Source organism: Pedococcus sp. P2_E2, from assembly GCF_056403955.1.
The window spans coordinates 1-24518 of record NZ_JBFUEM010000006.1 but is presented as its reverse complement, the minus strand read 5'-3'; the positions used below and the strand labels follow the sequence as shown (position 1 = coordinate 24518).

The following is a 24518-nucleotide window of genomic DNA, read 5'->3' as shown; positions in this document are numbered from 1 at the left end:
AGGCCGACGACACCGCCCATGAGCCAGCCCACGACCAGCACGGTGACCTCGATGCTGGTGCGCACCAACCTGAAACTGCGTCCGGTGCGTCGCACCAAGCCCGTCATCAGGCCGTCCCGCAGGCCGGGACCGAACTGGCTGCCGATGTACAGCGCGCCCGCCAGGCCGTTGGACACGATCCCCCCGAGCAGCAGCGCCACCCGGACAGGCATGGCGCGAGGCGCATCGAGCAGAGCGAGCGTGGCGTCGGTCGCCAGGCCGATCACGATGACGTTGGCCACCGTGCCGAGGCCCGGCCACTGGCGAAGCGGGATCCACAACAGCAACACGGCCACGCCCACGATGATCGTCACGGTGCCGAAGCTGACGGGCAGGTGCTGGGCGATCCCGTAGTGGAAGACGTCCCACGGGTCGAGCCCCAGCCCTGACCGGACCATCATGCCCATCGAGACCCCGTAGAGCGTCAGGCCGACGGCGAGCTGGAGTAGTCGCCGGGTGGTCCGCCCGGCGCGCAGCTGCTCCACCGGTGTCATCGAGGCCAGGCTGGTTCGGGTCATGCACCCAAGATTGGACTTGATTGGTCTGTTCTTCCATATCCAATTGTGCAAAAGTGGTCTGCATGGTGGCACGAAGCATCTCAGCGTCCCGGCTGGTCCCCATGCTCGGCGCAGCTCTGGAGACGACCCCGGCCTACCGCGGCCTCGCCGACGCCGTCCGGCTGCTCGTCGCCGATGGTCGAGTCCCGGTCGGGACCCGGCTACCCAGCGAGCGCGACCTCACCAGCGCCCTCGGCGTGAGCCGCACCACCGTCAGCCGTGCGTATGCCGAGCTGCGCGACCGCGGCTACCTGGCCTCCCGCCAGGGCTCCGGGAGCGTCGCGGCCCTACCGGGGGAGACGTCTGGCCGGCGCCAGGGCACCGCACTGCACCCCACCTCGGACCAGCTCGTCGGTGATGTCGTCGACCTGACCTGCGCCTCCATGAGCGCCCCGGGCGGGACGGTGGCGGCCTACGAGCGCGCCATGCTCGAACTGCCTCGCTACCTCGCCGGCACGGGATACCACCCGCTGGGCCTGACCAGCCTGCGTGAAGCCCTGGCCGACCGCTTCACGGAGCGGGGGCTGGCAACCACCCCCGACCAGATCATGGTGACCAGCGGAGCGCTGGCCGGTCTGGCAGTTGCCGCCCGGGCCCTGCTCTCGCCCGGCGACCGGGTGCTGTTGGAGAGCCCGACCTACCCCAACGCCATCGACACGCTGCGTCGCTCGGGCGCACGTCCCGTTGCCCTGCCGCTCGATCGTGACGGCTGGGACGTGGATGCGGCCGATGCCGCGTTGCGGCAGACCGCTCCCCGGGCGGCCTACCTGATCCCCGACTTCCACAACCCCACCGGCGCCCTCATGCCTGATGCGCAGCGAGCCGACCTGGCCGGCGCGCTGGCCAGCACGCACACGGTCGGCATCGTCGACGAGACGCTCGTCGACCTGGCCCACGACCCCAGCCTGGTCATGCCACGGCCGCTCGCGGCACACCACCCACGCACGGTCACGCTGGGCGGCGCGAGCAAGTCCTTCTGGGGTGGCCTGCGCGTCGGCTGGATCCGCGCGCCGCGTGAGCTGATGGCGACCCTGGTGAGCGCGAGGTTGACCCTCGACCTGGGGGCCCCGGTTCTCGAACAGCTGGTGCTGACCGACCTGTTGGCCCACCGTGAGCAGATCATCACCGAGCGGCGCGCTGCCATTGTGTCCAGTCGGGACGCGCTCGTGGGCGCACTGCGAAATCGCCTGCCGCAGTGGCGTTTCCGCATGCCGGAGGGAGGGCTGTGCCTGTGGGTGGAACTGCCGGATGCACTGTCCACTCCCCTGTGTGCTGCGGCCGACCAGCGCGGCGTCGTCCTGGCACCGGGCGCTCAGTTCGCCGTCGAGGGCGGCATGGAACGCTTCGTCCGACTGCCTTTCACCGGGCACTCGCCCGAGGTCGTCGACGAGGCCGTCGAACGCCTCGCACTGGCCTGGGCGGACGCCCAGTCAGCCCGTCCCTCGCGTCACGGCCGGTCACCGCTGGTTGCCTGAGCGGTCACCGCTCGTCGCGTGAGCGGTCACCGCTGGTTGCCTGAGCGGTCACCGCTGGTTGCCTGAGCGGTCACCGCTCGTCGCGTGAGCGGTCACCGCCGCCGGCATGAGCAGGGGCCTTCGGTCTGCTGAGTGAGCGGGTGGGCGGCCCCGCTAGGGTCGGTGCGTGACCGACGAGAGCTCCCCCGACTTCGACCCGCTGGCTGACCTGCTCGACACCCTCGACCTCGAGGAGCTGGGTACCGCCCGGATCACCGTCGAAGGGGTCGGGGACCGGGCCGACTTCGGCGAGTCAGGTGCCACGGTCTTCCTCGGGCGCAGCCAGAGGATGCCGCACGGCCGGGTGTTCGGCGGGCAGGTGCTCGCGCAGTGCGTCATGGCCGCCGGTCGGACGATGCAGGACATCGACGACGGCGACGGGGCGCGGCGGATCCACTCGTTGCACGGCTACTTCATGCGCCCGGGCGACGACACCAAGCCGATCCGGTTCGCCGTCGAGCGGATGCGCGACGGCAACTCGTTCTCCACGCGGCGGGTGCACGCGATCCAGGACGGCCTGCCCATCCTGTCGATGATCACCTCCTTCCAGGAGGAGTCCGGCGGACTGGACCACCAGGACCCGATGCCCGAGGTCCCGGGCCCCGACCAGCTGCGATCCCTGGCCGACGAGTTCGGCGGGATCGACCACCCGGGCGCCCGTCACCTCACCAAGCGCCCCATCGAGCACCGCCACGTCGAGAACAACCTGTTCGTCGCTCCCGGTCCGGAGCAGGTGGCCCACCAGAGTGTCTGGATGAAGGCCCTGGGCAGGCTGCCCGACGACCCACTGGTGCACGCCGCTGTTCTCGCCTACGCCTCCGACTACACCCTGCTGGAGCCGGTCATCCGTCGACACGGACTGACGTGGACCGACCGGCGCCTGCGACCGGCGAGCCTCGACCACGCCATGTGGTTCCACCGTCCGGTGCACGCCGACGAGTGGATCCTCTACAGCCAGGAGTCGCCCTCCGCCTCCGGCGGACGCGGTCTGGGCATCGGGCGGATGTTCGCGGCCGACGGCACCCTCGTGGCCACCGTGGCGCAAGAAGGCATGGTCCGGGTCAAGGAGTCCTCGTCCTGAGAGGTTGGGTGGCCCACGACCTCCCCGTCGGCTAGCCCAGGGTCGGCTGACCCATCCGGACGACCGCCGCGGTGAAGGGCGGCAGGTGCACGCCATCGCCGCGCAACCGGGTCTGCCCAGGCTCCCAGGCGAGCACAACGCTCTCCGGCTCGGCGTCGAGGGGCACCGTCCAGCGCGACTCCCCGAGGTTCACGACGATGCGGAACGCGCCACGCCGCATGACCAGCCACCCGTCGCTCTCGTCGAAGTCGACCTCGACCTCGTCGAGCCGCCCGTTGTTGAGGTCGAACTCCATGCGTCGCAACGAGATCAGGTCGCGATACCACGCAAGCATCCGCGCGTTGTCCTCTCCCCTGAGCTCGGCCCAGCTCAGGTGCGAGCGGCGGAAGGTCTGCTCGTCCTGCGGGTCCGGGACGTCGTCGGCCGCCCACCCGTGGGCCTCGAACTCGCGTCGCCGGCCCTGGGTCACGGCGACCTTCATCGCGGGGTCGTCGAAGTCGGTGAAGAACTGGAACGGCGTCCGCGCCGCCCACTCCTCCCCCATGAAGACCATCGGGGTGAAGGGTCCGGTGAGGTAGAGGGCCGCGCCGATCGCCTGTCCTCCGGGGGTGACGAGGGCGGAGATGCGGTCGCCCAGCGCCCGGTTGCCCACCTGGTCGTGGGTCTGCAGGTAGGCCAGGAACCGCCGCCCGTCCAGTCGTGCGCGGTCGACGGGGGCGCCCCAGTCAGCCTCGCGGAAGCTCGACCAGCTGCCGTCGTGCAGGAAGGCCCTGCTCAAGGTCTTGGCGAGGACCGCGAGCGGTCCCCCGTCGGGCAGCGCCGGACAGTGCCCGGCGAAGTCGGCGTAGTAGCCCTGCGTCTCGCCGGTCAGAGTGACGTGCAGGGCGTGGTGCACGTCGTCGTCCCACTGCGCGTCCATGCCGTGCCCGCCTTCGCCCGTGGGCGTGACGGTGCGGGGGTCGTTGAGGTCGCTCTCGGCGATCAGGTCGAGCGGGCGTCCCAGTCGCGCACTCAGCGCCGCCACCTCGTCGGCGAGCTGCGCGAGGACGTGTCGACCGGAGTCATCGTGCAGCTCGTGCACGGCATCGAGCCGCAGTGCGTCCACGTGGAAGTCGCCGAACCAGCGCAGCGCGTTGTCGACGATCCAGCGCCGAACGTGCAGGCTGTCCGTGCCGTCGAGGTTGAGTCCGTCGCCCCACGGTGTCGGATGGGTGCCGGAGAAGTACGGCCCGAACCGGGACAGGTAGTTCCCCACCGGCCCCAGGTGGTTGTAGACCACGTCGAGGCAGACGCCCAGCCCCAGGCGGTGGCAGGCATCGACGAACCGCTGGAGAGCCGCCGGGCCGCCGTACGCCGCGTCGACGGCCCACGGCCCGACGCCGTCGTAGCCCCAGTTCCAGCGCCCCGGCCACGACGCCACCGGCATCAGCTCGACCACGTCGACACCGAGGTCCACCAGGTGCTGCAGCCGGTGTTGCGCCGCATCGAGGGTGCCCTCGGGGGTGAAGGTCCCCACGTGCAGCTCGTAGACGACCCCGCCGAGCACACCCTCGCCCTGTTGCGGTCCAGCCCAGGTGGCGTCCCGCCAGGTGTGCGCCGTGGCATCGAAGTAGCGGCTCTCCGCGTGCACGCCATGCGGCTGCCATGCGGACCGCGGGTCCGGGGTCACCGGACCGCCGTCGAGCCGGAAGCCATAGTCGAGGACGGGGTATGCCGCCGTCCCCGGCCCCACGGTGGACGGCACCTTCGCTGGCGCCTGCCAGCGCCACCAGCCGTCCCCCTTGGCCTCCATGGCCGAGCGCTCGGCCGCGGCGTCGTCGAGAGCCCACTCCACCTCTACCGTGTGGGCGTGGGGAGCCCAGACCGTGAGCTCGGGCCCTGGCAGGAGCGTCGTGACTGTCTCCGCCGTGTTCATCTCAATGTCAGCCGTCTTCATCGCGGGTCAAGGCTGTCATGCCGTACGAACAAGGCAACCGGAAGGGCACGCAGCACGCCCGCGAGCTCCATCTCGCCGTGCACCGGTCGTCCGGGGCCGTCGGCGTCGAGCAGGTCGACCCAGCTGCCCTCGGGCAGCGTGATCGTCGCCTGGCCCCACCCGCCGTCGGACCGCAGCCGCGCACTGAGTCGGGTCGCCACGGCCACCACCTGCACCCCGTCCGCATCGCCACGACCCACTGCCAGGGCGTGCTCGTTCGACGTGGGGACGGCGGCATACGTGGCCTGACCGCCCGTGAACCACTCGGGGTGGTCACGCCGCAGCCGCAGCGCCCGCGAGGTGACGAGCAGCTTCTCGTCGTCGACGTCGCCCGGGGCCTCGCGGGCGTCGAGCCGGGCGAGCCGGGCGCGACGCGAGGCGTAGTCGACGGGACGACGGTTGTCGGGGTCGACGAGCGAGAGGTCGACGAGCTCGGTGCCCTGGTAGACGTCCGGGACGCCCGGGACGACGAGCTGGAGCAGCTTCTGTCCCAGCGTGGTCGCGCGGGCAGCGTCCGCGGTCAGCTCCACCCACTCCGCGAGGTGGTCGGTGAGAGCCGGCTCCGTCGTCAGTGCCTCGACGAACGCCGCCACGTCTGCCTCGTAGCCGGCGTCGGGCTCGGTCCAGGTCGTGTGCTGCTTGGCCTCGCGCACCGCCTTGGTGGCGTAGGCCTTCAGCCGGTCGGTGCTGATCGGCCACGCGCCCACGGCGGTCTGCCAGAGCAGGTACTCGGTGGGCGCGTCGAGCCGGGATCCTCGGTGGGGAGCGGCCAGGTCACGGGCCGCGCTCACCCACTGGGCCCACTCCTGCGGCACCTCGGAGATGACGGACAGCCTGGCTCGCACGTCTTCGGAACGCTTGGTGTCGTGGGTCGACAACGTCGTCATCGTCGTCGGCCAGGTGGCGAGCTGCCGGGCGGCGAAGGCATGCAGCTCGCCCGGGGCGAGGCCGAGGCGGCCGGGGTCCCCGCCCACCTCGTTGAGCCCCGTGAGGCGGGCGAAGCGGTAGAACGCGGTGTCCTCGATGCCCTTGGCCATCACCGGTCCGCAGGTCTGCTGGAACCGCACGACGAACTCGCGCTGGGCACCGCGGGTGTCGACCTGCGCACCGGGCAGGTGCCCTCCGGACGCGAGCTGGGCCACCATCGCCAACGCGTCGCGGTCCTCCTCCGAGACCAGCTCGGCTGCCCGGGCCTCGGCGTGAGCCAGCACTGCGAGCTGTTCGGGATCCGGCTCGGCCCCGGGGGCGAGGTAGGCCCGATAGCGATCCATCGACACGAGCAGGGCCTCGAGTCCACGTCGCAGGGCAGCCTGGTCCTCACCGACGAGGACCCGGCCGACGAGTCGCATCAGCCGGTTGACCTCTGCCTGCTGCACCTGGGCGACGACCTGTCGCTTCGCGGTGTGGACCACCGCCTCGAGGTCCTGCTGCTCCCCCACGAGCTCGGTGAGCAGGTCGGTCAGTGGCTGCTCGCCCGCAGGGTCGACGAAGACCTGCTGGACGCGCAGCATCGTGTCGTAACCGGTCGTGCCCGCGCAGCGCCAGTCGTCGGGCAGCTGCTCGTGTCCCTCGAGGATCTTTTCGGCGACGACCCAGGCGTCCCCGGTCGCGTCCGCGAGCCGGGCGAGGTAGCCGCCGGGATCTGCCAGCCCGTCGGGGTGGTCGATCCTGAAGCCGTCGATGGTGCCGGCCCGGAACTCTTCGAGCAACAGGCGGTGGGTGTGGTCGAACACGTCTTCGACCTCGACCCGAACGGCAGCCAGGGTCGTCACGTCGAAGAAGCGACGGTAGTTGAGCCGGCTCCCACCCTCGTGCCAGTCGCAGAGTCGATAGCGCTGGGCAGCCACGAGCTCCGGCAGGTCGAGCCCCTCGGTCCCGGTTCGCACGGGGAACTCGTGGTCGAAGTAGCGCAGCACGGTCTCGTTGCCGTGGGGGCCTCCCCCGGACTCGAGGGCGAGCTCGCCCGCGGCGAGGACCGACTCCAGTGGCTGTCCGAGGACCGGAACGAGCACCCGACCGTCTTCGGCCTCCCAGTCCACGTCGAACCAGTGGGCGTGGTCCGACTCGCGGCCGTCGCGGAGCAGGAACCACCACGGATGGTTGAGCGAGGCCGGGGTCGGGGTCGTCATGTGGTTGGGCACCACGTCGACGACGGTCCCCAGCCCCGCCTGCCGGAGGGCGCCCGTCAGCAGGTCGAAGCCCTCCGACCCACCGGCCTCCTCGTTGAGGAACTCGTGACTCACCACGTCATAGCCGTGCGCCGATCCTGGCGCCGGCGCCAGGATCGGCGACAGGTAGGCGTGTGATACCCCCAGTGCCGCAAGGTAGTCGGCCTGGTCGGCAGCATCGCCGAAGGTGAACTCAGGCTGGACCTGCAGCCGGTAGGTCGAGGACGGCACGACCCGCCCGGGTCCCGGTCGGTGCGGCGCTGCACCACTCGGCATACGTGTCTGCCTTTCGTTCATCGGCGGGCGGCGGCCGCTCCCGCGGGCGATCCGGACGGAAGCGGACGAGGGCAGCGCAGCACGATGACACTGCGGCCGTTGGCCTTGACCTTGGCGTCGGGCTTGTACTCCTTGGCCTCGACCTCCTGGGCGGAGGTGTCGAGCTCGGTGACCCAGCGCTCGCCGTACTCCTTGCCCGGGAGGACGAACGGCAGCACCTCGTGGTGGCCGTTGAAGATGACGAGGAAGTGGTCGTCGAGGGTCTGCTGCCCACGCGTGTCGGGCTCCGGGATGGTCTGGCCGTTGAGGAACACCATCATCGAGCGCGCGTAACCGTTGGCCCAGGAGTCCTCGTCCATGTGGTTGCCGCCCGGCTCGAACCACGCGATGTCGCCCACGGCGCTCTCCCCGCCGTGGTCGGCCGACCCGGCGAAGAAGCGACGGCGACGGAAGACCGGGTGGTCGCGGCGCAGCTCGACGAGCCGCTGCGTGAAGGCAATGAGGTCGAGCTGGTCCTGGTCGAGGTCCCAGTCGATCCAGGAGATCTCGTTGTCCTGGCAGTAGCCGTTGTTGTTGCCGCCCTGGGTGCGACCGAGCTCGTCACCGTGCAGCAGCATCGGCACGCCCTGCGAGAGCAGGAGGGTCGCCAGCATGTTGCGCTGCTGCCGCAGCCGGAGCGCGTTGACCTTCTTGTCCTTGGTGGGACCTTCGACGCCGCAGTTCCAGGAGCGGTTGTGGCTCTCGCCGTCGTTGCCGTCCTCGCCGTTGGCGTCGTTGTGCTTCTCGTTGTAGGACACCAGGTCCCGTAGCGTGAAGCCGTCGTGGGCGGTGACGAAGTTGATCGACGCGATGGGCTTGCGACCGCTGTGTTCGTAGAGGTCGCTGGAGCCGGTGAGGCGCGAGGCGAACTCGCCGAGGGTCGCGCTCTCGCCACGCCAGAAGTCGCGGACGGTGTCGCGGTACTTGCCGTTCCACTCGGTCCACAGGGGCGGGAAGTTGCCGACCTGGTAGCCACCGTCGCCGACGTCCCAGGGCTCCGCGATGAGCTTGACCTGGCTGACCACCGGGTCCTGCTGGACCAAGTCGAAGAACGCCGAGAGCTTGTCGACCTCGTGGAACTGGCGGGCCAGCGTCGCCGCGAGGTCGAACCGGAAGCCGTCGACGTGCATCTCGGTCACCCAGTAGCGCAGCGAGTCCATGATGAGCTGCAGCACGTGGGGGTGCCGCATCAGCAGGCTGTTGCCGGTGCCGGTCGTGTCGTAGTAGTGGGCCTTGTCCTCGTCGACCAGCCGGTAGTAGGCCGCGTTGTCGATCCCGCGGAAACAGATGGTGGGCCCGAGCTGGTTGCCCTCGGCGGTGTGGTTGTAGACCACGTCGAGGATGACCTCGATACCCGCCTCGTGGAGCGCCTTGACCATCCCCTTGAACTCCGCCACCTGTTCGCCGCGCGTGCCGTAGGCCGCATAGCCGTTGTGGGGGGCGAGGAACCCGATCGTGTTGTAGCCCCAGTAGTTCGACAGGCCCTTGTCGCGCAGCGTGAAGTCGTTGACGAACTGGTGCACCGGCATCAGCTCGATGGCCGTGATGCCGAGGTTCTTGAGGTGCTCGATGATCACCGGGTGGGCGATCCCCGCATAGGTGCCGCGGATCTCCTCCGGGATGTCGGGATGGGTCTCGGTGAGGCCCTTGACGTGGGCTTCGTAGATGACGGTGTTGTGGTACTCGTGCCGTGGGAGGCGGTCCTGGCCCCAGTCGAAGAAGGGGTTGATGACCACACCCATCATCGTGTGGCCGAGGCTGTCCTCGACGTTGGCCTTGGCCGGGTCCTCGCTGGGTGACCCGAAGTCGTAGGAGAACAGCGACTGGTCGCCGTCCGGCTGGCCGTCGATCGCCTTGGCATAGGGGTCGAGCAGCAGCTTCTGGGGGTTGCAGCGGTGGCCGTTGGCCGGGTCGTAGGGACCGTGGACGCGGTAGCCGTAGCGCTGCCCGGGCTGGACGCCGGGCAGGTAGGCGTGCCACACGAAGCCGTCCACCTCCGGCAGCGGGACGCGGGTCTCCGCGCCCTCGTCGTCGATGAGGCACAGCTCGACCTTGGTGGCCACCTCTGAGAACAACGCGAAGTTCACGCCGGTGCCGTCGAACGTTGCGCCGAGCGGGTAGGACTTGCCGGGCCAGATTTCCATGCATCGCCTTCGTCGTAGAGCAGCCCTCGTCCTGGGGCCGTGGTGAAGAAGGACGTCGACGGCCTCCAGCGAACCCATTGTGCCCGAGCCCACAGCCTTTTCACGCCACCGGTCGCCCCAGGGGTAAGCGCCCGCTTAGTACACTCGCCGGGACACCTCACCCGCCAAGCCCTCTCAGGAGTCCCGCATGAGCACCCAGCGCACCGCGATCGTCACCGGAGCCGCCCGCGGCATCGGCGCAGCAACGGCCAAGCGTCTCGCCGCGGCGGGACACGCCGTGGCCGTGCTCGACCTCGACGAGTCAGCCTGTGCCGACACGGTTTCGGCCATCACCGACGCCGGCGGCCGGGCGCTGGCTGTGGGCGTCGACGTGGCTGATGCCGCCCAGGTCGAGGCCGCCGTCCAGCGCGTCGCGGACGAGCTCGGGGCGCCGACGATCCTGGTGAACAACGCGGGGATCACCCGCGACAACCTGATCTTCAAGATGACCGAGGAGGACTGGGACGCGGTCATCAACGTGCACCTGCGTGGCTCCTTCCTCATGACGCGCGCCGTCCAGGGCTACATGACCAAGGAGAAGTTCGGCCGCATCGTGAACCTCTCCTCCAGCTCTGCGCAGGGCAACCGCGGCCAGGTGAACTACTCGGCGGCCAAGGCGGGCCTGCAGGGCTTCACCAAGACCCTCGCCATCGAGCTCGGGAAGTTCGGCGTGACCGCGAACGCCGTCGCCCCGGGGTTCATCCAGACCGAGATGACCAAGATGACGGCAGAGCGGCTCGGAGTCTCGTTCGAGGACTTCATCGCCCACTCGGCGGCCGCGATCCCCGTCCAGCGGGTCGGCCAGCCCGAGGACATCGCCGCCACGATCGGCTTCCTCTGCTCCGAGGAGGCCGGCTTCGTCTCCGGCCAGGTCATCTACGTCGCCGGCGGCCCGCTCGACTGAACCGGTCGACTCCGGGACGGTCGCAAGGCGACCATCGGGAGCTCGGCGACCATGCGCCGGCGGGCTCCGGTGCTCCCGTCGTAGCGCCAGCCGAGCAACGTGGTCAGCGTCCACCGCACCAGCGGTGCGATGAGCAGGTTGCGCCGCTCATAGGCGGCGTAGACCTCCTGCGCCTCCTCGAGCCCCAGGACCCGGTATGCCGCGGGCCTGGGTCCGCGACCGAAGTCCACTGCGGCCGGCCCGCCTGCTTCGAGGTTGCGGAACCAGTCGGAGCTCCTGCCGTAGCCGGACACGACGGTCGCCTCGCCGGTCGACCTGTCGCGGCGCACCACCTCGACGACAACTGTGAAGCGCTCTCCGCTGTGGCGTCCGGTGTGCGTGAGCTGAAGGAACCGGTGACCGAGGATCCATCCGAACCCGTTGGCGTACAACGCATTCGGAAGGGCAAAGACGGCGCGAAGCCAGGGCTTGAGGTCCTGGCTTCGGGTTCGGGGCACGTTCTCACGCTACGCCGGCGATGCGGCATACCCCTTGACAGCCGGGCGTCCTCAGGGCGATAGTTTCCTTAGCAGTTAATAAACCGAATGGTTAAGGACAATGGACCACGATCAGCTCAGCAGCACGTTCGCCGCCCTGGCGGACCCCACGCGGCGCGCCATCCTCGAGCGCCTCGCCGGGGGTGACCTCACGGTCGGGGAGCTCGCAGAGCCGTTCGCCATGACCCTGCCGGCGATCTCCAAGCACCTGTCGGTGCTGGAGCGGGCCGGGCTGATCGCCAAGGACCGTGACGGGCAGCGGCGTCACTGCCGGATCACCGCCACGCCATTGAGGAGCGCCACGTCCTGGCTCGAGGAGTACCGCCGCCACTGGGAGGCCAACCTCGACCACCTCGACGCGTACCTCACCCGCATCCAGGGACCCGCATCCCCCGATGCACACCCCGACACACCCACCACCTCACACCACGAGGAGAAGTCATGAGCAACACAGCTGCCGAAACCAACCAGCGGGCCACCGTCACCCAGCAGGGAAGCGAGGTCGTCATCACCCGAACCTTCGCCGCGCCCGCCGCCCTCATCTACGAGGTCATGACCACGCCGGAGCACATCCGCCAGTGGTGGGGTGCCGGCCACGGCGAGGTCACCGTCTGCGAGGTCGACCTCCGTGTCGGTGGTCGCTGGCACTTTGCCCAGGTGACCCCTGGTGGTGACGAGGTGTCGTTCTCCGGCGAGTACCGCGAGCTCGACCCTCCGGGCCGCCTGGTGCACACCGAGGTCTTCGACAACATCCAGAGCCCGCCGTCACTCATCCAGTCGACCTTCACCGAGCAGGACGGCCTGACGACACTTCGGGCCGTGATCACGTACGACTCCCCCGAGACCGTCGAGCTGGTGCTCGCGTCCGGCATGGAGGTCGGGCTCAACGACTCCTACGACGCCCTCGAGAAGGTCGCCCAGGGCCTCGCCGACTGAGCCGGCGGCTGCCCACGGCTGACGTCAGGCGCCCAGCACCACGATGCGTCCAGTGCTCTCTCCGGCTCCGAGCCGGGTGAGGGCACTGCGCGCGTCCTCGAACGCCACCTCTTGGGAGACAAAGGGCTTGATGGCTCCAGTTGATGCCCACTTCCCCAGCTGGAGGTGGGCAGCCTCAGCCACGTCGTGGTCGCGCTGGAGGTAGAGCCCCCAGTGCAGCCCCAGGATCGAGTAGTTCTTGACCAGCGCGTGGTTGAGGGCCGGCGTCGGGATGGTCCCGCTGGTGAAGCCCACGACGAGGATCCGCCCCTCGAAGGCCACGACCTTGGTCGACGCCTCGAAGGCGGCGCCACCCACCGGGTCGAACACCACGTCGGCGCCGTCGGGTCCCACTGCCCCCTTGAGGTCCGCCACGAGGTCGCCGGCCGAGCGGTCGACCACGACGTCCGCACCTGCGTGGCGGGCGACGTCCGCCTTCGCGGGACTGCCGACCACCGCGACGACCCGCGCGCCGAGGGCCTTGCCGACCTGCACGGCCGCCAAGCCGACACCGCCCGCCGCGGCGTGGACCAACAGCGTCTCGTCGGCGTGAAGGCCGGCCCGACGGACCAGCCCCACGTAGGCCGTCTGGTAGCCGATCGTCAGGGCGCTCGCCTGGGCGTCGGAGAGTGAAGGCGGTGCGGCGAAGGCGCCGGTCGCGGGCATGAGGCACACCTGCGCCAACCCGCCGTGGGGGACGGCCGTGGTGCCCACCACCCGGTCGGCCACGGCGAACCCCGTGACGCCCTCGCCGAGCTCGAGCACCTCGGCGCACACCTCGACTCCCGGGGTGAAGGGGAGGTCCGGTCGCACCTGGTAGTGGCCGCGTGCCATGAGCACGTCGGGGAAGTTCAGGGCAACGGCCAGGACGCGGACCAACAGGTGGCCCGGCTGGACGCGCGGCTCGCTGCGCTCGGTCAGCCACATCACGTCAGCCGGCTCGCCGTGGGAGGTGACCTGCCAGGCCTTCACGGAGTCTCCGATGTCAGTGTCAGTGTCAGGGCCAGTGTCAGTGTCAGGGCCAGTGTCAGTGTCAGGGCCAGTGCCAGTGTCAGGGCCAGTGCCAGTGTCAGTCGGTGCCCATGGTGTCAGTGGTTGATCACGCTGTCAGCCGGTGCCCATGGTGACCGCCGGGAGGGAGGCCGCCATCCGGCGCATTCCGGCAAGCCAGCGATCCGGGTCGGCGGCCCGGCCGGCATACATCTCGGCGACCTCGGGGTGGGGAAGGACGAGGAACCGGCCGTCGTCCATCGCGGTCATGAGGTCGCGCGCGACGTCATCGGGGTCGACCGCGCCCGGCTCCATGAGGGCTCTGCCGGCAGAGCCGGAGTTCCAGAGCATGTCGGTGCGCACCCCCTGCGGGCACACGGCGTGAACCCGAATCCCCTTGTCGCCGTAGGTCATCGACAACCACTCGGCAAAGGCCAGCGCGGCGTGCTTGGTCACGGCGTAGGGAGCCGCGCCCGGGATCGACAGCAGGCCCGCGGCAGAAACGGTCGCGATGAACGTGCCGCTCCCGCGCTCGACCCACTCGGGAACGAGCAGCTTGGCGGCGCGGACGTGGGCCATCACGTTGACGTTCCACGACACCTCCCAGGCCTTCTCGTCGACCGCCTCGGTCCCCCCGCGAGCCACGCCTGCGTTGGCGCAGAACACCTCGACCTCTCCGAGGTGCTCACGAGCCGCCCCGACCAGGGCTGTCACGCCCGCCTCGCTCGAGGCATCACCAGGGACTGCGACGGCCCCGAGCTCGAGCGCGGTGGACTCCGCTGCCTCCGCGTCGAGGTCGTTGACCACGACCCTGGCGCCCACTGCCACGAACGCCCTGGCGTAGGCAGCGCCGATCCCCCTGCCGGCGCCCGTCACGATGACCCCGCGCCCCGTCAGGTCAGGGCTCACAGGCCGCCCCCGAGCGTGACGCCTCCGTCGACGACGAGGGTCTGGCCGGTGACCCAGCCTGCGTCCGGGGACAGCAGGAACGACACGGCTCCGGCGATGTCCTCCGGCGCACCCAGGCGCTTCAACGGGTAGGCCGCCGCCACCTTCTCCTCCCGACCCTCGTAGAGGGCCTGGGCGAACTGGGTCTTCACGATCGCCGGAGCGACGGCGTTGACCCGGATGGCGGGTCCGAGCTGGTAGGCCAGCTCGACGGTGAGGTGGATCAGGGCGGCCTTGCTCACGGCATACCACCCGATCGTGCCGGTGGCGCCGAGCCCGGCGATGGACGCGACGTTCACCACGGCTCCCGGCCGATCGTCTCGGCCCAGCCCTGAGGCGACGGCCTTCTGGATCCACGAGAACGCGGCCAGGACGTTGACGTCCATGATCTTGCGCGCCACGTCGAGCGGCGCGTCGAGCATGGGGCCGTAGGCCGGGTTGATGCCAGTGTTGTTGACGAGGTGGTCGAGGCCTCCGAACCGCTCGTGGGCGACTCGGATGACCTCGTCCTGGTGTGCCTCGTCGGCGGCATTTCCTGCCACACCAATGGCTTTCGACTCGCCGCCGAGGTGCTCCACGGCCGCTGCCAGCGCCTCGGGCTTGCGCGCCGTGATGACGACTCGGGCGCCTTCGGCAACCAGCTTCTCGGCGATACCGAGCCCGATGCCCCGCGAGGCTCCGGTGACGATGGCGACCGTTCCCCCGTGGACCCCATGCCCGGCGCTCACCTCAGAGTCCGAGGTCACGGCCGATGAGCTCCTTCATGATTTCGTTCGACCCTGCCCAGATCTTCGAGACCCGGGCGTCGCGCCAGGCGCGAGCGACGCGGTACTCGTTCATGAAGCCGTAGCCACCGTAGAGCTGGACGCACTCGTCGAGGACGTCGTTCTGGACCTGGGCGGACCACCACTTGGCCTTGGCTGCGTCGACGGCACTGAGCTTCTGTTCGGCGTGCGCCGCGATGCAGTCGTCGACGTACGCCTGGGTGACCTCGAGCTTGGTCTGCAGCTCGGCCATCTTGAACTTGTTGTGCTGGAACGAGCCCACCGGCTGGCCGAACGCCTTGCGCTCCTTGGTGTACTCGACCGTCTCGCGGAAGATCTGGAACGCGTGGGCCGTGTTGGCCACCGCCGCGCCGACCCGCTCCTGGGGCAGGCGCTGCATCATCGAGATGAAGCCGAGACCCTCGGCCCCGAGCCGGTTGGCGTCGGGGACGCGCACGGCCTCGAAGAAGAGCTCGGAGGTGTCAGCCTCCTCCTGCCCGACCTTGTCGAGCTTGCGACCACGGCTGAAACCCTCCATGCCCGCCTCGACCATGAACAGGGTGATGCCCTTGGCGCCCTTGGAAGGGTCGGTCCGGGCGGCCACGATGACCAGGTCTGCCTGGTAGCCGTTGGTGATGAACGTCTTGGAGCCGTTGAGCACCCAGTCGTCGCCGTCGCGGACGGCGGTGGTCTTGAGGGCAGCGAGGTCGGAACCACCCGACGGCTCGGTCATCGCGATGGCGCAGATCAGGTCACCGTTGGCCATGCCCGGGAGCCAGCGCTCCTTCTGCTCCTGCGTGCCGAGGTCGACGATGTAGGGCGGGCAGACGTCGGAGTGGATCCCGAAGCAGGACGACACGGCGAAGTTGAAGCCGGCGATCTCCTCGGCCGCGATCGCGTTGAAGCGGTAGTCATCGGCGCCGGCACCGCCGAACTCCTCGGGGATGTCGAGACCGAACAGGCCCTGCTTGCCGGCTTCCTTCCAGATGTCGCGGTCGACCGACTTCACCTCGAGCATCTGCTCGGCACGCGGCTTGAGCGTGCGTTCGACGAACTCGCGGACCGAGCTGCGGAAGGACTCGTGGTCGGGACCGTACACATTGCGGGGCATGACATTCCTCCAAGGTGACTAAGCGCTTGCTTAGTCTGCGATGGCTGAGGCATGCTGTCAACCATGTCCAGTCCCGTACGCACCGTGGACTCCGTCACAGACGCGCCCCACCGACTTCTCGAAGCAGCGGCCGAGGCGTTCGCCGACCGGGGCTTCCACGCGACCACCACGCGAGACATCGCGTCGCGGGCCGGGCTGTCCCCGGCGGGCGTCTACGTCCACTTCTCCTCCAAGGAGGAGCTGCTCTACCAGCTCAGCCGTGAGGGCCACGAGGTCGCCCGCGACATGCTGTTGGCTGCCGCGAGCAGCGCCAGCTCCCCCACCGAGGCGCTGCGGGCGATCATGGGCCGGTTCGCCACCTGGCACGCCGAGCACTTCCGGGTGGCTCGCATCGTGCAGTACGAGTTCGCGAACCTCACTCCCGAGCACCGCGACGCCGTCCTGACGCTGCGCAAGCAGATCGACGCCGTCGTGCGCGACGTCGTGACCGCCGGTGTCGCGAGCGGTGAGTTCACCGTCGACGACGTGCCCGACACGACCCTGGCGCTCATGTCGATGGCGGTCGACGTCGCCCGCTGGTACGACCCAGTGATCAAGCGCTCCCCCGAAGCCATCGGCGCGGCCTACGCCGAACTCGGCCTGCGCCTCGTCCGCGCCGGCTAGCTCGTCCGCGCCGGCGTGACGCTCAGTCTCGGGTGAGCTTGCGGTAGGTGACGCGGTGCGGCCGCGCCGCGTCGGCCCCGAGGCGCTCGACCTTGTTGGCCTCGTAGGACTCGAAGTTGCCCTCGAACCAGTACCACTTGGCCGGGTCCTCGTCGTCACCCTCGAAGGCGAGGATGTGGGTCGCCACCCGGTCGAGGAACCACCGGTCGTGGCTGATGACCACTGCGCAGCCGGGGAAGTCGAGCAGGGCGTTCTCGAGCGAACCGAGGGTCTCGACGTCGAGGTCGTTGGTCGGCTCGTCAAGGAGCAGCAGGTTGCCGCCCTCCTTGAGGGTGAGCGCCAGGTTGAGGCGGTTGCGCTCGCCACCCGAGAGGACGCCGGTCTTCTTCTGCTGGTCAGGGCCCTTGAACCCGAACTGCGACACGTAAGCGCGGGACGGGATCTCGACGTGGCCCACGTTGATGTAGTCGTGGCCGCCGGAGACGGTCTCCCAGAGGTTCTTGTTCGGGTCCAGGCCGCCTCGGCTCTGGTCGACGTAGGAGATCTTGACCGTCTCGCCCACCTTGACCGAGCCACTGTCCGCCTCCTCGAGACCGACGATGGTCTTGAAGAGGGTGGTCTTGCCGACGCCGTTGGGGCCGATGACCCCGACGATGCCGTTGCGCGGCAGGGTGAAGGACAGGTTGTCGATGAGGACGCGGTCACCGAAGCCCTTCTTGAGGTTCTTGACCTCGATGACGGTCGAGCCCAGCCGCGGCCCCGGCGGGATGGCGATCTCGTCGAAGTCGAGCTTGCGTGTCCGGTCGGCCTCGGCCGCCATCTCCTCGTAGCGCGCCAGACGCGCCTTGGACTTCACCTGACGGGCCTTGGCGTTGGAACGGACCCACTCCAGCTCCTCCTTGAGGCGCTTGGAGAGCTTGGCGTCCTTCTTGCCCTGCACCTGCAGGCGCGCCTGCTTCTTCTCGAGGTAGGTCGAGTAGTTGCCCTCGTAGGGGTAGGCGCGACCGCGGTCCAGCTCGAGGATCCACTGGGCGACGTTGTCCATGAAGTAGCGGTCGTGGGTCACGGCGACGACGGCGCCGTGGTAGGCCGCGAGGTGCTGCTCGAGCCACAGGACCGACTCGGCGTCCAGGTGGTTGGTGGGCTCGTCCAGCAGGAGCAGGTCCGGCTTCTGGAGAAGCAGCTTGCACAGCGCGACGCGGCGGCGCTCCCCACCCGAGAGCACGGTGACGTCCGCATCCGGCGGCGGGCAGCGCAGGGCGTCCATGGCCTGTTCGAGCTGGGAGTCGAGGTCCCAGGCGTCGGCGGAGTCGATGGCCTCCTGGAGCTTGCCCATCTCCTCCATCAAGGCGTCGAAGTCGGCGTCCGGCTCAGCCATCTCCGCGGAGATCGCGTTGTAGCGGTCGAGCTTGGCCTTGATCTCGCCGGCCCCCTCCTCGACGTTGCCGAGGACCGTCTTCTCCTCGTTGAGCTCGGGCTCCTGCATGAGGATCCCGACCGTGAAGCCGGGCGTGAGGCGGGCTTCACCGTTGGAAGGGTGGTCCAGCCCGGCCATGATCTTCAGGACCGAGGACTTGCCGGCTCCGTTGGGCCCCACCACGCCGATCTTGGCGCCGGGGTAGAAGGAGATGGTCACGTCATCGAGGATGACCTTGTCGCCGTGGGCCTTGCGGGCCTTCGACATGACGTAGATGAACTCGGGCATGGGGGCAAGGCTATCGGCCGGGGCCCCCACGCCCGAATCCGCGTCAGACCGTCGAGAGCTCGCGCTCGCCCTCTCCGCGAGGCACCAGGCCCGTCGGCTCCTGGGCCACCACGTAGTCGTCCGTCTCGGGATCACCGGTGTCCTGCTCGTCCCCTGTGCTGCGTCGAGCGGCCAGGTCGCCGGGGTCGTAGGAGCCGAAGTCCTCCTCCTGGGCCGGGAGCTCACCCTCGAGCGCCGCCATCGCACCCTGGACGCCCTCGTCGGCCATCCGGTCGTTGGTGTCCAGCTGGGCGCGGGTCACCCGCGTCAGCGCGGTGGTGCCCCAGCTGAGGTCGTGGCCGACGTTGTAGGCGTCGATCTCGACCGACGTCGCGTGGGTGTTGTCCTGGCGCATCCACTGGTTGACCCGCAGCCGTCCGTAGACCACCACCGGCTCGCCCTTCTTGAGCGAGTGGGCCACGTTGGCGCCGAGCGACCTGAAGGCCGTGACGTTGTAGAAGCTGGTGCCGGCGTCCTCGTACTCGCGCGTCTTCGGGTTCGGCCGTCGCACCGTCGACGCCAGCCGGAAGGCCGCGAAGGGCACTCCGTTGCGTGTCGTGCGCGACTCCGGATCGGCGACCACTCGCCCGGTCACCGTGATGTAGGACTCGTTCATCTCGCTCACCTCATCTGTGTCGTTTCCCTGTGGGTTGGACGCAACAGTGAGGCAACGCGAGGCCGCGGACGAGCGTGCGCCGGAGCGCCTGTGGACGGTGTCAGGGGGCTGGACGTGCCTGTGCACGAACCCCGGCGCATCCGTGCCGCATCGCTGCCGTGTCGGGACGTCTAGCGTCGCGAGCTGGCCGGGGCCAGCCGCACCCCCGCCCGGTCCAACGACTCACGGGTGGCGCGGTGCCGGTCCAGGACCAGCCGCACCGGACCCACGATGCGCTCGCGGGCGACCCCGGCGACCTTGTCGGTCAACATGTTCCGGACTCGCTGTCCACGGCGACGGGCGCCTGCGCGCCCGAGGGTGCGGGCGAGTGCTGCGAGCGCCAGCCCCAGCAGCAGGCCCCCGGCGAACATCAGCAATGGGTAGGGCAGAGGTCCGAGCCGTGGTGGGTCCACGTCGGGAAGCGCCAGCCACCCCATCACCACGAGCGCGGCTAGCCAGAGGAACCCGAGGGCGGCGACGAAGGCAAGAAGTAGCTGGGCGAGCCCGAAGGCCTGCCACCACATCGGGGGGCGCATCTTCAGCGACGTGCCCACGACCGCCTGGTCGAGGGCGTCGGCCAGCTCGGGACCGGGCGGCGTCGCCGCGTCGGCGACCGCTTCGGCCCACCGGTTGGGCAGGCCCTCTGCGGCCTCGTCCCCGACCTTTCGGGTAGCCAGCTCGACGGCCGACCGGGCTGCCGGGGTGGGCGGGGGAAGGGAGGAACGCCCGAGAACGGTTCGGACGTCACCTGCCGTGACGGCGAGCTTCTCCTCCACCGCATCGCGGGTGTTGAGGCGCAGCCGCTTCATCGGGTCGGGGCGCAGGGCGCGCACCCAGCGGGTGAACGGCCACCCGGTGCGTCCCCAGGCCTGGTTGCGGTAGTCCCTCTCGACGGCTGCCACGACCGTCGGGATCCCGGCAGCACGGGCGAGCGCGTTGACGAGCTCCGCGTCCACGGTGTCGGACAGCGTCGGCTCGGTCAGGGCCACCCCGCCGCGCAAGGTGGTCGCGCTGGCCGAGACGTCGGCTAGGAGCCGATGCTGGGCCGCGTTCTGGGCAGCGACCGCCGTCGCAAGGCGGAGCCGGAGGTCGTCGATCCCCGTGCCAGCAGTGGCCGAGGTCGAGATCACCTGGACCCCCGGGATGCCGTCCTCCGCCGCCAGCCGCGCGAGGTCGCGACGGATCTGGCCCATCGCGTCCGAGGAAAGGCGGTCGGCCTGGTTCAGCACCACGACCGTCACGGCGTGATGGGTCGACAAGGTGCGGAGATAGTCGTCGTGCAGTCGAGCATCGGCGTACTTCTGCGGGTCGGTGACCCACACGAACACGTCGACGAGCTCGAGCACTCGCTCTGACTCGGCGCGGTGCGCCTCGACCCGCGAGTCGAAGTCGGGCAGGTCCAGAAGCACCAGCCCGTCGAGGTTCCACGGGCTGTCGGGGCCACCGGTCGGGTCCGTCGTCAGCGGGTCCACGTGGTGGCGTTGGGCCACGGACAACCAGTCGAGCAGGTCCGTGGCGTCGTCGTCGCCCCACACCGCAGCCACAGGGCGCGACGTCGTCGGCCTGCGGGCCCCGACCATGGCCACGGTTGAACCGACCAGGGCGTTGAACAGGCTGGACTTGCCGGAACCCGTTGCCCCCGCGAGGGCGACGACGGTGTGGTTGCCGGTCTTGGAGATTCGTCCGGCGATCTTGTCGACCACCGCGCGAGCGGACGCCACCGCGGCCGGGTCGAGCTGGTTCCCCCCAGCGGCCACCGCCTGCTCGAGGGCACGGGTGCGCGCGGTCAGCTCCTCGACACTCACGGACTTGACCTGCTTGCTGCCCATCTTCAACGGGCTCATCGAACCGCCTTCACCGCTGCCGCCGCGTCGGCCAGGCGTTCGGCCTGGCCTTCTGTCGTCTCCACCCCGTCGAGGGCACCGTCGTAGCGACGTCGCTCCACGGCATACAGCTCCTGCACGTGCTCGAGCAGGCGCTTGCGCGCCTTGGCCGCCATGTCGCGCACCGCCTGGTCGCCGAAGATCGCCTCGAGCACCTTCTGGGCGAGCACCGCGGTGCCACCGGCGATGCCGACCTCGGCCCCGATCAGGCCCCCGGTGTGGGCGAACGCCACGAGCATCAGGATCACGCCGATGCCGTTGAGGCCGTAGGCCGCGATGCGTGCCGTGGTGCGGCGGTCCTTGCCCTCGCCACGCACCAGCTCGAGCACCTCGACCTGCCAGTCGCGGACGAGCCGCTCGACCTGTGGCGCCAGGTCGGTCGACGCCTTGGACAGCTCCGGTGTCTGCTCGAGCAGCCGATCTCCGCCGGGGAGCTGGCGCCACGTGCGCGCGACCGTCGCGGCGGCACCCTGCCCCTGGGCGTTGATGAGGGCGGCGACCCCGGTCTGGAGCGCCTCCCCCAGGTCRCCCGCGGGCGGGGCCTGACCCTTCAGCGCCGCCGTGATCCGGTCACGCACCTTCGAGATGGTCGACTCGACCTGCTTGAAGAACTCGCCAGTGCCGACGTACTCCTGCCAGCGGGCCAGCACCTCGCCGCGCAGCAGCGTGCCGTCGGTCATGCCGTGTTCGACGTTGGCCAGCGCCTCGCGGTATGCCGCCTCGGCGGCGTCGTGCAGGGCGTCCACCGCCTGGGCCTGCTGCCGGGAGGCCGTGACGAGGACGCCAGCGCGGTGGTCGAGGCTGCCGAGGGCGCCGTCGAGAGTCTGCTTGACGATGACCGAGCGGGCGCGGGCGTCGCTGGCGAGCGCGGTCAACCACGAACGGAGGCGGGCGACGTCGGGCTCGGGCAGCCGTCCCTCGTCGGTCAGGTCGGCTTCCGGGATCCCGAAGATGGGCGCGGTGGACAAACCCTGCTCACGCAGCATCGAGGCGAGGTGGCTGCGGATGTCGGCCATCGCCTCGGGCGGCACGCGGTCCAGCACGATGGCGATGGCAGTGCCGTGCTCGGACGCCTGGCGCAGCAGGTCCCACGGGACGGCGTCGGCGTACCGGGCGGCCGTCGTGACGAAGAGCCAGAGGTCGGCTGCCGCGAGCAGCTGGGTCGCGAGTGCCCGGTTCGCACTCACCACGGAGTCGATGTCGGGAGCATCCAGCAGGGCCATGCCGGGGGGCAGCGAGCTCGACACGACGAGGCGCAGGGCGTTGACCCCGGCGCTGGCCGCAGCCCCGGTCACCCGGCTCAGCCCCGGCAGCACGCGGTCGTCGGAGAACCACCGCGCGTCCTGGGGGTGGTGGACCAGGACAGGGGTGGTCGTCGTCGGGCGGAGCACCCCTGAGCGGCTCACCTCGGCATCCACGATGGAGTTGACCAGGGTGGACTTGCCGGCCCCCGTCGAGCCACCGACCACCGCGAGCAGGGGCGCGTCGAGGGAGCGCAGCCGCGGGATGACGTAGTCGTCGAGCTGCTTGATGAGGGCATCGCGGGTGGCCCGTCCGACCACGACGTCGGGGATGTCGAGGGGCAGACCGGCCTGCTCGACCTGTTCACGGAGGGTCGTCACGGCGCCCAACATCGACATGGCGTCGTCCCTGGAAATCACACCGCAAGCCTAACGAATCGGACGCTGTGCGCCGTGCGCGACAGACCCGGTCGAAGCACCCGTTCGATAAAGATCCTGCCTCGTCGGGACCGAGGGCGGACGCGGGTGACGGGGTTCGCCCGACCGGGTCCGGTTTCGGGCCGGTTTCGGGGCCGGGACGCGAGGAGCTCAGGACCTAGAAGCGTCGGAAGTAGTCGTCGTAGCCGCTCGCCGTCGACCCGTCGCCGCTGCTGGTGCGTGGGTGGAGGCGTTCGACGGGTTCGATCAGCTCGACACCGTCGAGGGTGAGGTCGTCGATGTTGGCGTCCTGGGCCGGCGCCGGACGCCAGCGGCGGGGCTCTCGGACGGGTTGTTCGTCGTCCGGCTCGTCGAACTCCGCCGGAAGCCGCAGCCACCAGATCGCGACCAGTGCCAGCAGCAAGAGGCAGACGACAGGCATGGCCAGACCGTTGAGCAGCTGCTCGGTCGTGCTGGGCCCGGGATCGTAGGTGACGGTTTCGCTGTCCGCCGAGGGTGCGTTGGGGTCACCGCGGACCAGTCCCACTGCCGAGGACACCACGAAGACCAGGTTCAGCAGGACCGCGGCCACCCAGACGGCGAAGGTCTCCCAGCGCAGGAGTCCGGCGTGGCTGACCGGCTGCGCAAAGTGGAGCATGCCGAGGACTGCCAGCAGCAGCAGCGATCCGATGAGCATCCCCGTCGGAGACTGACCGAAGCCGAACCCGTACATCGCGAACACGAACAGCCTGTCGAGGAACGGTGTCGCCTCCGTGCGCGGCTCCCCGTCTGCCCCGTAGCTCTGCCCCGTCGACTGGAAGACCAGCCAGCTCTGGTAGGCGGTCGCGACGACTGCCACCGCGGCGGCCACCTCGAGCAGTCGAGCGGACACGAACCACGTGCGCGGCAGGGTCCAGTCCTGCCGCAACGACGTCAGCTGCATGGTTGGCCCCTTCCTCCCGGCGTCCAATCTAATCGAGCGTGGCGCGGCCACAATGGCCTGATGCGCATCTTTGCCGCCGTCGTGCCGACCGAGACCGCCCTGGAGGACCTCGCCGAGTTCCTCGACCCCCGCCGTGACGCCGGCCCGGACCTGCGGTGGACCGACTCCAGCCTCTGGCACGTCACCACCGCCTTCATGGCCGACGTGCCGAGCCGGCTGGTCGAGTCCCTGGTCGACGGGATCGCCGAGGCCGTGGGCGAACGTCGACCCATGTCGCTGCGCCTCAAGGGTGGCGGCGCCTTTCCCAATCCCTATGAGGCCAGAGTCACCTGGATGGGCGTCGACGGGGACCCGGAGTCCCTGGAGTCCCTTGCCGGCCTGGCGCGTGCCGTGCGCCGCGCCTGCAGCCACGTCGGCGCCAGCCCCGAGGGCGGGCCGTTCACGCCGCACCTCACGGTGGCCCGCTCACGCCACCCTTTCGAGGCCACACGGTGGCTGCGCGTGCTCGATGCGTATGCCGGCCCGGCGTGGACGGCGGACGAGGTCACCCTCTTCGCGTCGCACCGTGGTGAGGCCAAGGGGCGCCCCCACTACGAGCCGATCGCCGTGGTCGAGCTGGCCGGCTGAACCGGTTGGCCGTGAGCGCCCAGCCGTGAGCGCCCCTGTAGGCATTCGGCTGATGGTTGACGGTTTTACGTCGGTTGATCCTTGACACTCCTTACGTCAGTTTGTCCTGCGGGTCTTGGTCAGTGCACCTCCCAAGGGTCGTTTGTTGCGGACGGGGCCGGTGCTGTCGCGTCGCACGGTGCGCAGCAGCTCGTTGCCGATCCAGAACTGGAGGGTGTCGGGGCCGACGTGGACGTCGCAGCGTTCACCGGCCCGGTGGCGTCCGACGGAGACCTGTTGCCAGGA

Annotated in this window: 20 protein-coding genes and 2 pseudogenes; 7 read left to right on the top strand and 15 right to left on the bottom strand. The window is 69.8% G+C overall.

From position 1 onward, the window contains the following. Positions 1–5: 5 nt before the first annotated feature. A pseudogene (locus AC1DWR_RS13350) lies at positions 6–437 on the bottom strand (YczE/YyaS/YitT family protein); the annotation flags it as partial. Between the two features lie 182 nt (positions 438–619). On the opposite strand from AC1DWR_RS13350, the gene yczR reads away from it, so the two are divergent. Next, positions 620–2071, top strand: a complete 1452-nt coding sequence (gene yczR / locus AC1DWR_RS13345) for a MocR-like transcription factor YczR (protein WP_477624643.1) — start codon at positions 620–622, stop codon at positions 2069–2071. A gap of 166 nt (positions 2072–2237) precedes the next feature. Next, entirely contained in the window at positions 2238–3191 is a 954-nt protein-coding gene (locus AC1DWR_RS13340; RefSeq protein ID WP_477612425.1) for an acyl-CoA thioesterase, read from the top strand. Between the two features lie 31 nt (positions 3192–3222). Here the strand turns inward: AC1DWR_RS13340 and treZ are convergent, their stop codons facing one another. Genes treZ through glgX form a run of 3 tightly spaced genes read right to left on the bottom strand, consistent with a single transcriptional unit; the run spans position 3223 to position 9793 of the window. Further along, entirely contained in the window at positions 3223–5127 is a 1905-nt protein-coding gene (treZ, locus tag AC1DWR_RS13335; protein WP_477624642.1) for a malto-oligosyltrehalose trehalohydrolase, read from the bottom strand. Continuing rightward, a complete protein-coding gene (treY, locus tag AC1DWR_RS13330; RefSeq protein ID WP_477624641.1) occupies positions 5124–7610 on the bottom strand; it encodes a malto-oligosyltrehalose synthase in 2487 nt (828 codons plus the stop codon). Before treY ends, treZ begins: the two co-directional genes overlap by 4 nt. Positions 7611–7627: 17 nt before the next feature. Continuing rightward, positions 7628–9793 carry a glycogen debranching protein GlgX gene (glgX, locus tag AC1DWR_RS13325; RefSeq protein ID WP_477624640.1) on the bottom strand — a complete coding sequence of 722 codons (2166 nt, stop codon included), beginning with the start codon at positions 9791–9793 and terminating at the stop codon, positions 7628–7630. Between the two features lie 187 nt (positions 9794–9980). Here glgX and fabG point away from each other — a divergent pair, with 187 nt between their 5' ends. Next, on the top strand, positions 9981–10736 hold the full coding sequence (gene fabG / locus AC1DWR_RS13320) for a 3-oxoacyl-ACP reductase FabG (RefSeq protein WP_477612421.1): 756 nt from the start codon (positions 9981–9983) through the stop codon (positions 10734–10736). Here the strand turns inward: fabG and AC1DWR_RS13315 are convergent. Then, a complete protein-coding gene (locus AC1DWR_RS13315) occupies positions 10709–11233 on the bottom strand; it encodes a nitroreductase family deazaflavin-dependent oxidoreductase (protein ID WP_477624639.1) in 525 nt (174 codons plus the stop codon). The genes fabG and AC1DWR_RS13315 overlap by 28 nt on opposite strands. A gap of 100 nt (positions 11234–11333) precedes the next feature. On the opposite strand from AC1DWR_RS13315, the gene AC1DWR_RS13310 reads away from it, so the two are divergent. Beyond that, a complete protein-coding gene (locus AC1DWR_RS13310; RefSeq protein WP_477624638.1) occupies positions 11334–11717 on the top strand; it encodes an ArsR/SmtB family transcription factor in 384 nt (127 codons plus the stop codon). Further along, the gene (locus tag AC1DWR_RS13305; protein ID WP_477624637.1) at positions 11714–12208 is read left to right on the top strand and encodes an SRPBCC family protein; all 495 of its coding nucleotides are present in this window, start codon (positions 11714–11716) and stop codon (positions 12206–12208) included. The genes AC1DWR_RS13310 and AC1DWR_RS13305 overlap by 4 nt, the downstream gene beginning before the upstream one ends. 24 nt (positions 12209–12232) lie before the next feature. Here AC1DWR_RS13305 and AC1DWR_RS13300 read toward each other — a convergent pair whose 3' ends face one another. The 4 genes from AC1DWR_RS13300 to AC1DWR_RS13285 all read right to left on the bottom strand — a co-directional run bounded on the left by AC1DWR_RS13300 (position 12233) and on the right by AC1DWR_RS13285 (position 16060). Next, on the bottom strand, positions 12233–13219 hold the full coding sequence (locus tag AC1DWR_RS13300; protein ID WP_477624636.1) for an NADPH:quinone oxidoreductase family protein: 987 nt from the start codon (positions 13217–13219) through the stop codon (positions 12233–12235). 135 nt (positions 13220–13354) lie between these two features. Beyond that, complete coding sequence (locus AC1DWR_RS13295; protein WP_477624635.1) at positions 13355–14146, bottom strand: SDR family oxidoreductase; 792 nt, start codon at positions 14144–14146, stop codon at positions 13355–13357. Further along, positions 14143–14931, bottom strand: a complete 789-nt coding sequence (locus AC1DWR_RS13290; protein ID WP_477624634.1) for an SDR family oxidoreductase — start codon at positions 14929–14931, stop codon at positions 14143–14145. The genes AC1DWR_RS13295 and AC1DWR_RS13290 overlap by 4 nt, the downstream gene beginning before the upstream one ends. Beyond that, complete coding sequence (locus AC1DWR_RS13285) at positions 14915–16060, bottom strand: acyl-CoA dehydrogenase family protein (protein ID WP_477612414.1); 1146 nt, start codon at positions 16058–16060, stop codon at positions 14915–14917. Before AC1DWR_RS13285 ends, AC1DWR_RS13290 begins: the two co-directional genes overlap by 17 nt. A gap of 63 nt (positions 16061–16123) precedes the next feature. On the opposite strand from AC1DWR_RS13285, the gene AC1DWR_RS13280 reads away from it, so the two are divergent. Further along, complete coding sequence (locus AC1DWR_RS13280) at positions 16124–16723, top strand: TetR/AcrR family transcriptional regulator (RefSeq protein ID WP_477612413.1); 600 nt, start codon at positions 16124–16126, stop codon at positions 16721–16723. Between the two features lie 22 nt (positions 16724–16745). On the opposite strand, the gene ettA is transcribed toward AC1DWR_RS13280, so the two are convergent. The 5 genes from ettA to AC1DWR_RS13255 form a co-directional block, all read right to left on the bottom strand. Further along, positions 16746–18428: an energy-dependent translational throttle protein EttA gene (ettA, locus tag AC1DWR_RS13275; protein WP_477612412.1), complete on the bottom strand. Its 1683-nt coding sequence runs from the start codon at positions 18426–18428 to the stop codon at positions 16746–16748. A gap of 43 nt (positions 18429–18471) precedes the next feature. Next, positions 18472–19083: a single-stranded DNA-binding protein gene (locus AC1DWR_RS13270; RefSeq protein ID WP_477613401.1), complete on the bottom strand. Its 612-nt coding sequence runs from the start codon at positions 19081–19083 to the stop codon at positions 18472–18474. Between the two features lie 170 nt (positions 19084–19253). Further along, on the bottom strand, positions 19254–20966 hold the full coding sequence (locus tag AC1DWR_RS13265; RefSeq protein WP_477624633.1) for a GTPase: 1713 nt from the start codon (positions 20964–20966) through the stop codon (positions 19254–19256). Continuing rightward, positions 20963–22666, bottom strand: a complete 1704-nt coding sequence (locus tag AC1DWR_RS13260) for a dynamin family protein (RefSeq protein WP_477612410.1) — start codon at positions 22664–22666, stop codon at positions 20963–20965. Before AC1DWR_RS13260 ends, AC1DWR_RS13265 begins: the two co-directional genes overlap by 4 nt. A 175-nt stretch (positions 22667–22841) precedes the next feature. Beyond that, a complete protein-coding gene (locus AC1DWR_RS13255; protein ID WP_477624632.1) occupies positions 22842–23606 on the bottom strand; it encodes a hypothetical protein in 765 nt (254 codons plus the stop codon). A gap of 60 nt (positions 23607–23666) precedes the next feature. On the opposite strand from AC1DWR_RS13255, the gene thpR reads away from it, so the two are divergent. Next, positions 23667–24233: an RNA 2',3'-cyclic phosphodiesterase gene (gene thpR, locus AC1DWR_RS13250; RefSeq protein WP_477624631.1), complete on the top strand. Its 567-nt coding sequence runs from the start codon at positions 23667–23669 to the stop codon at positions 24231–24233. A 96-nt stretch (positions 24234–24329) separates the two neighbouring features. Here thpR and AC1DWR_RS13245 read toward each other — a convergent pair. After that, positions 24330–24518: pseudogene (locus AC1DWR_RS13245) on the bottom strand (hypothetical protein); the annotation flags it as partial.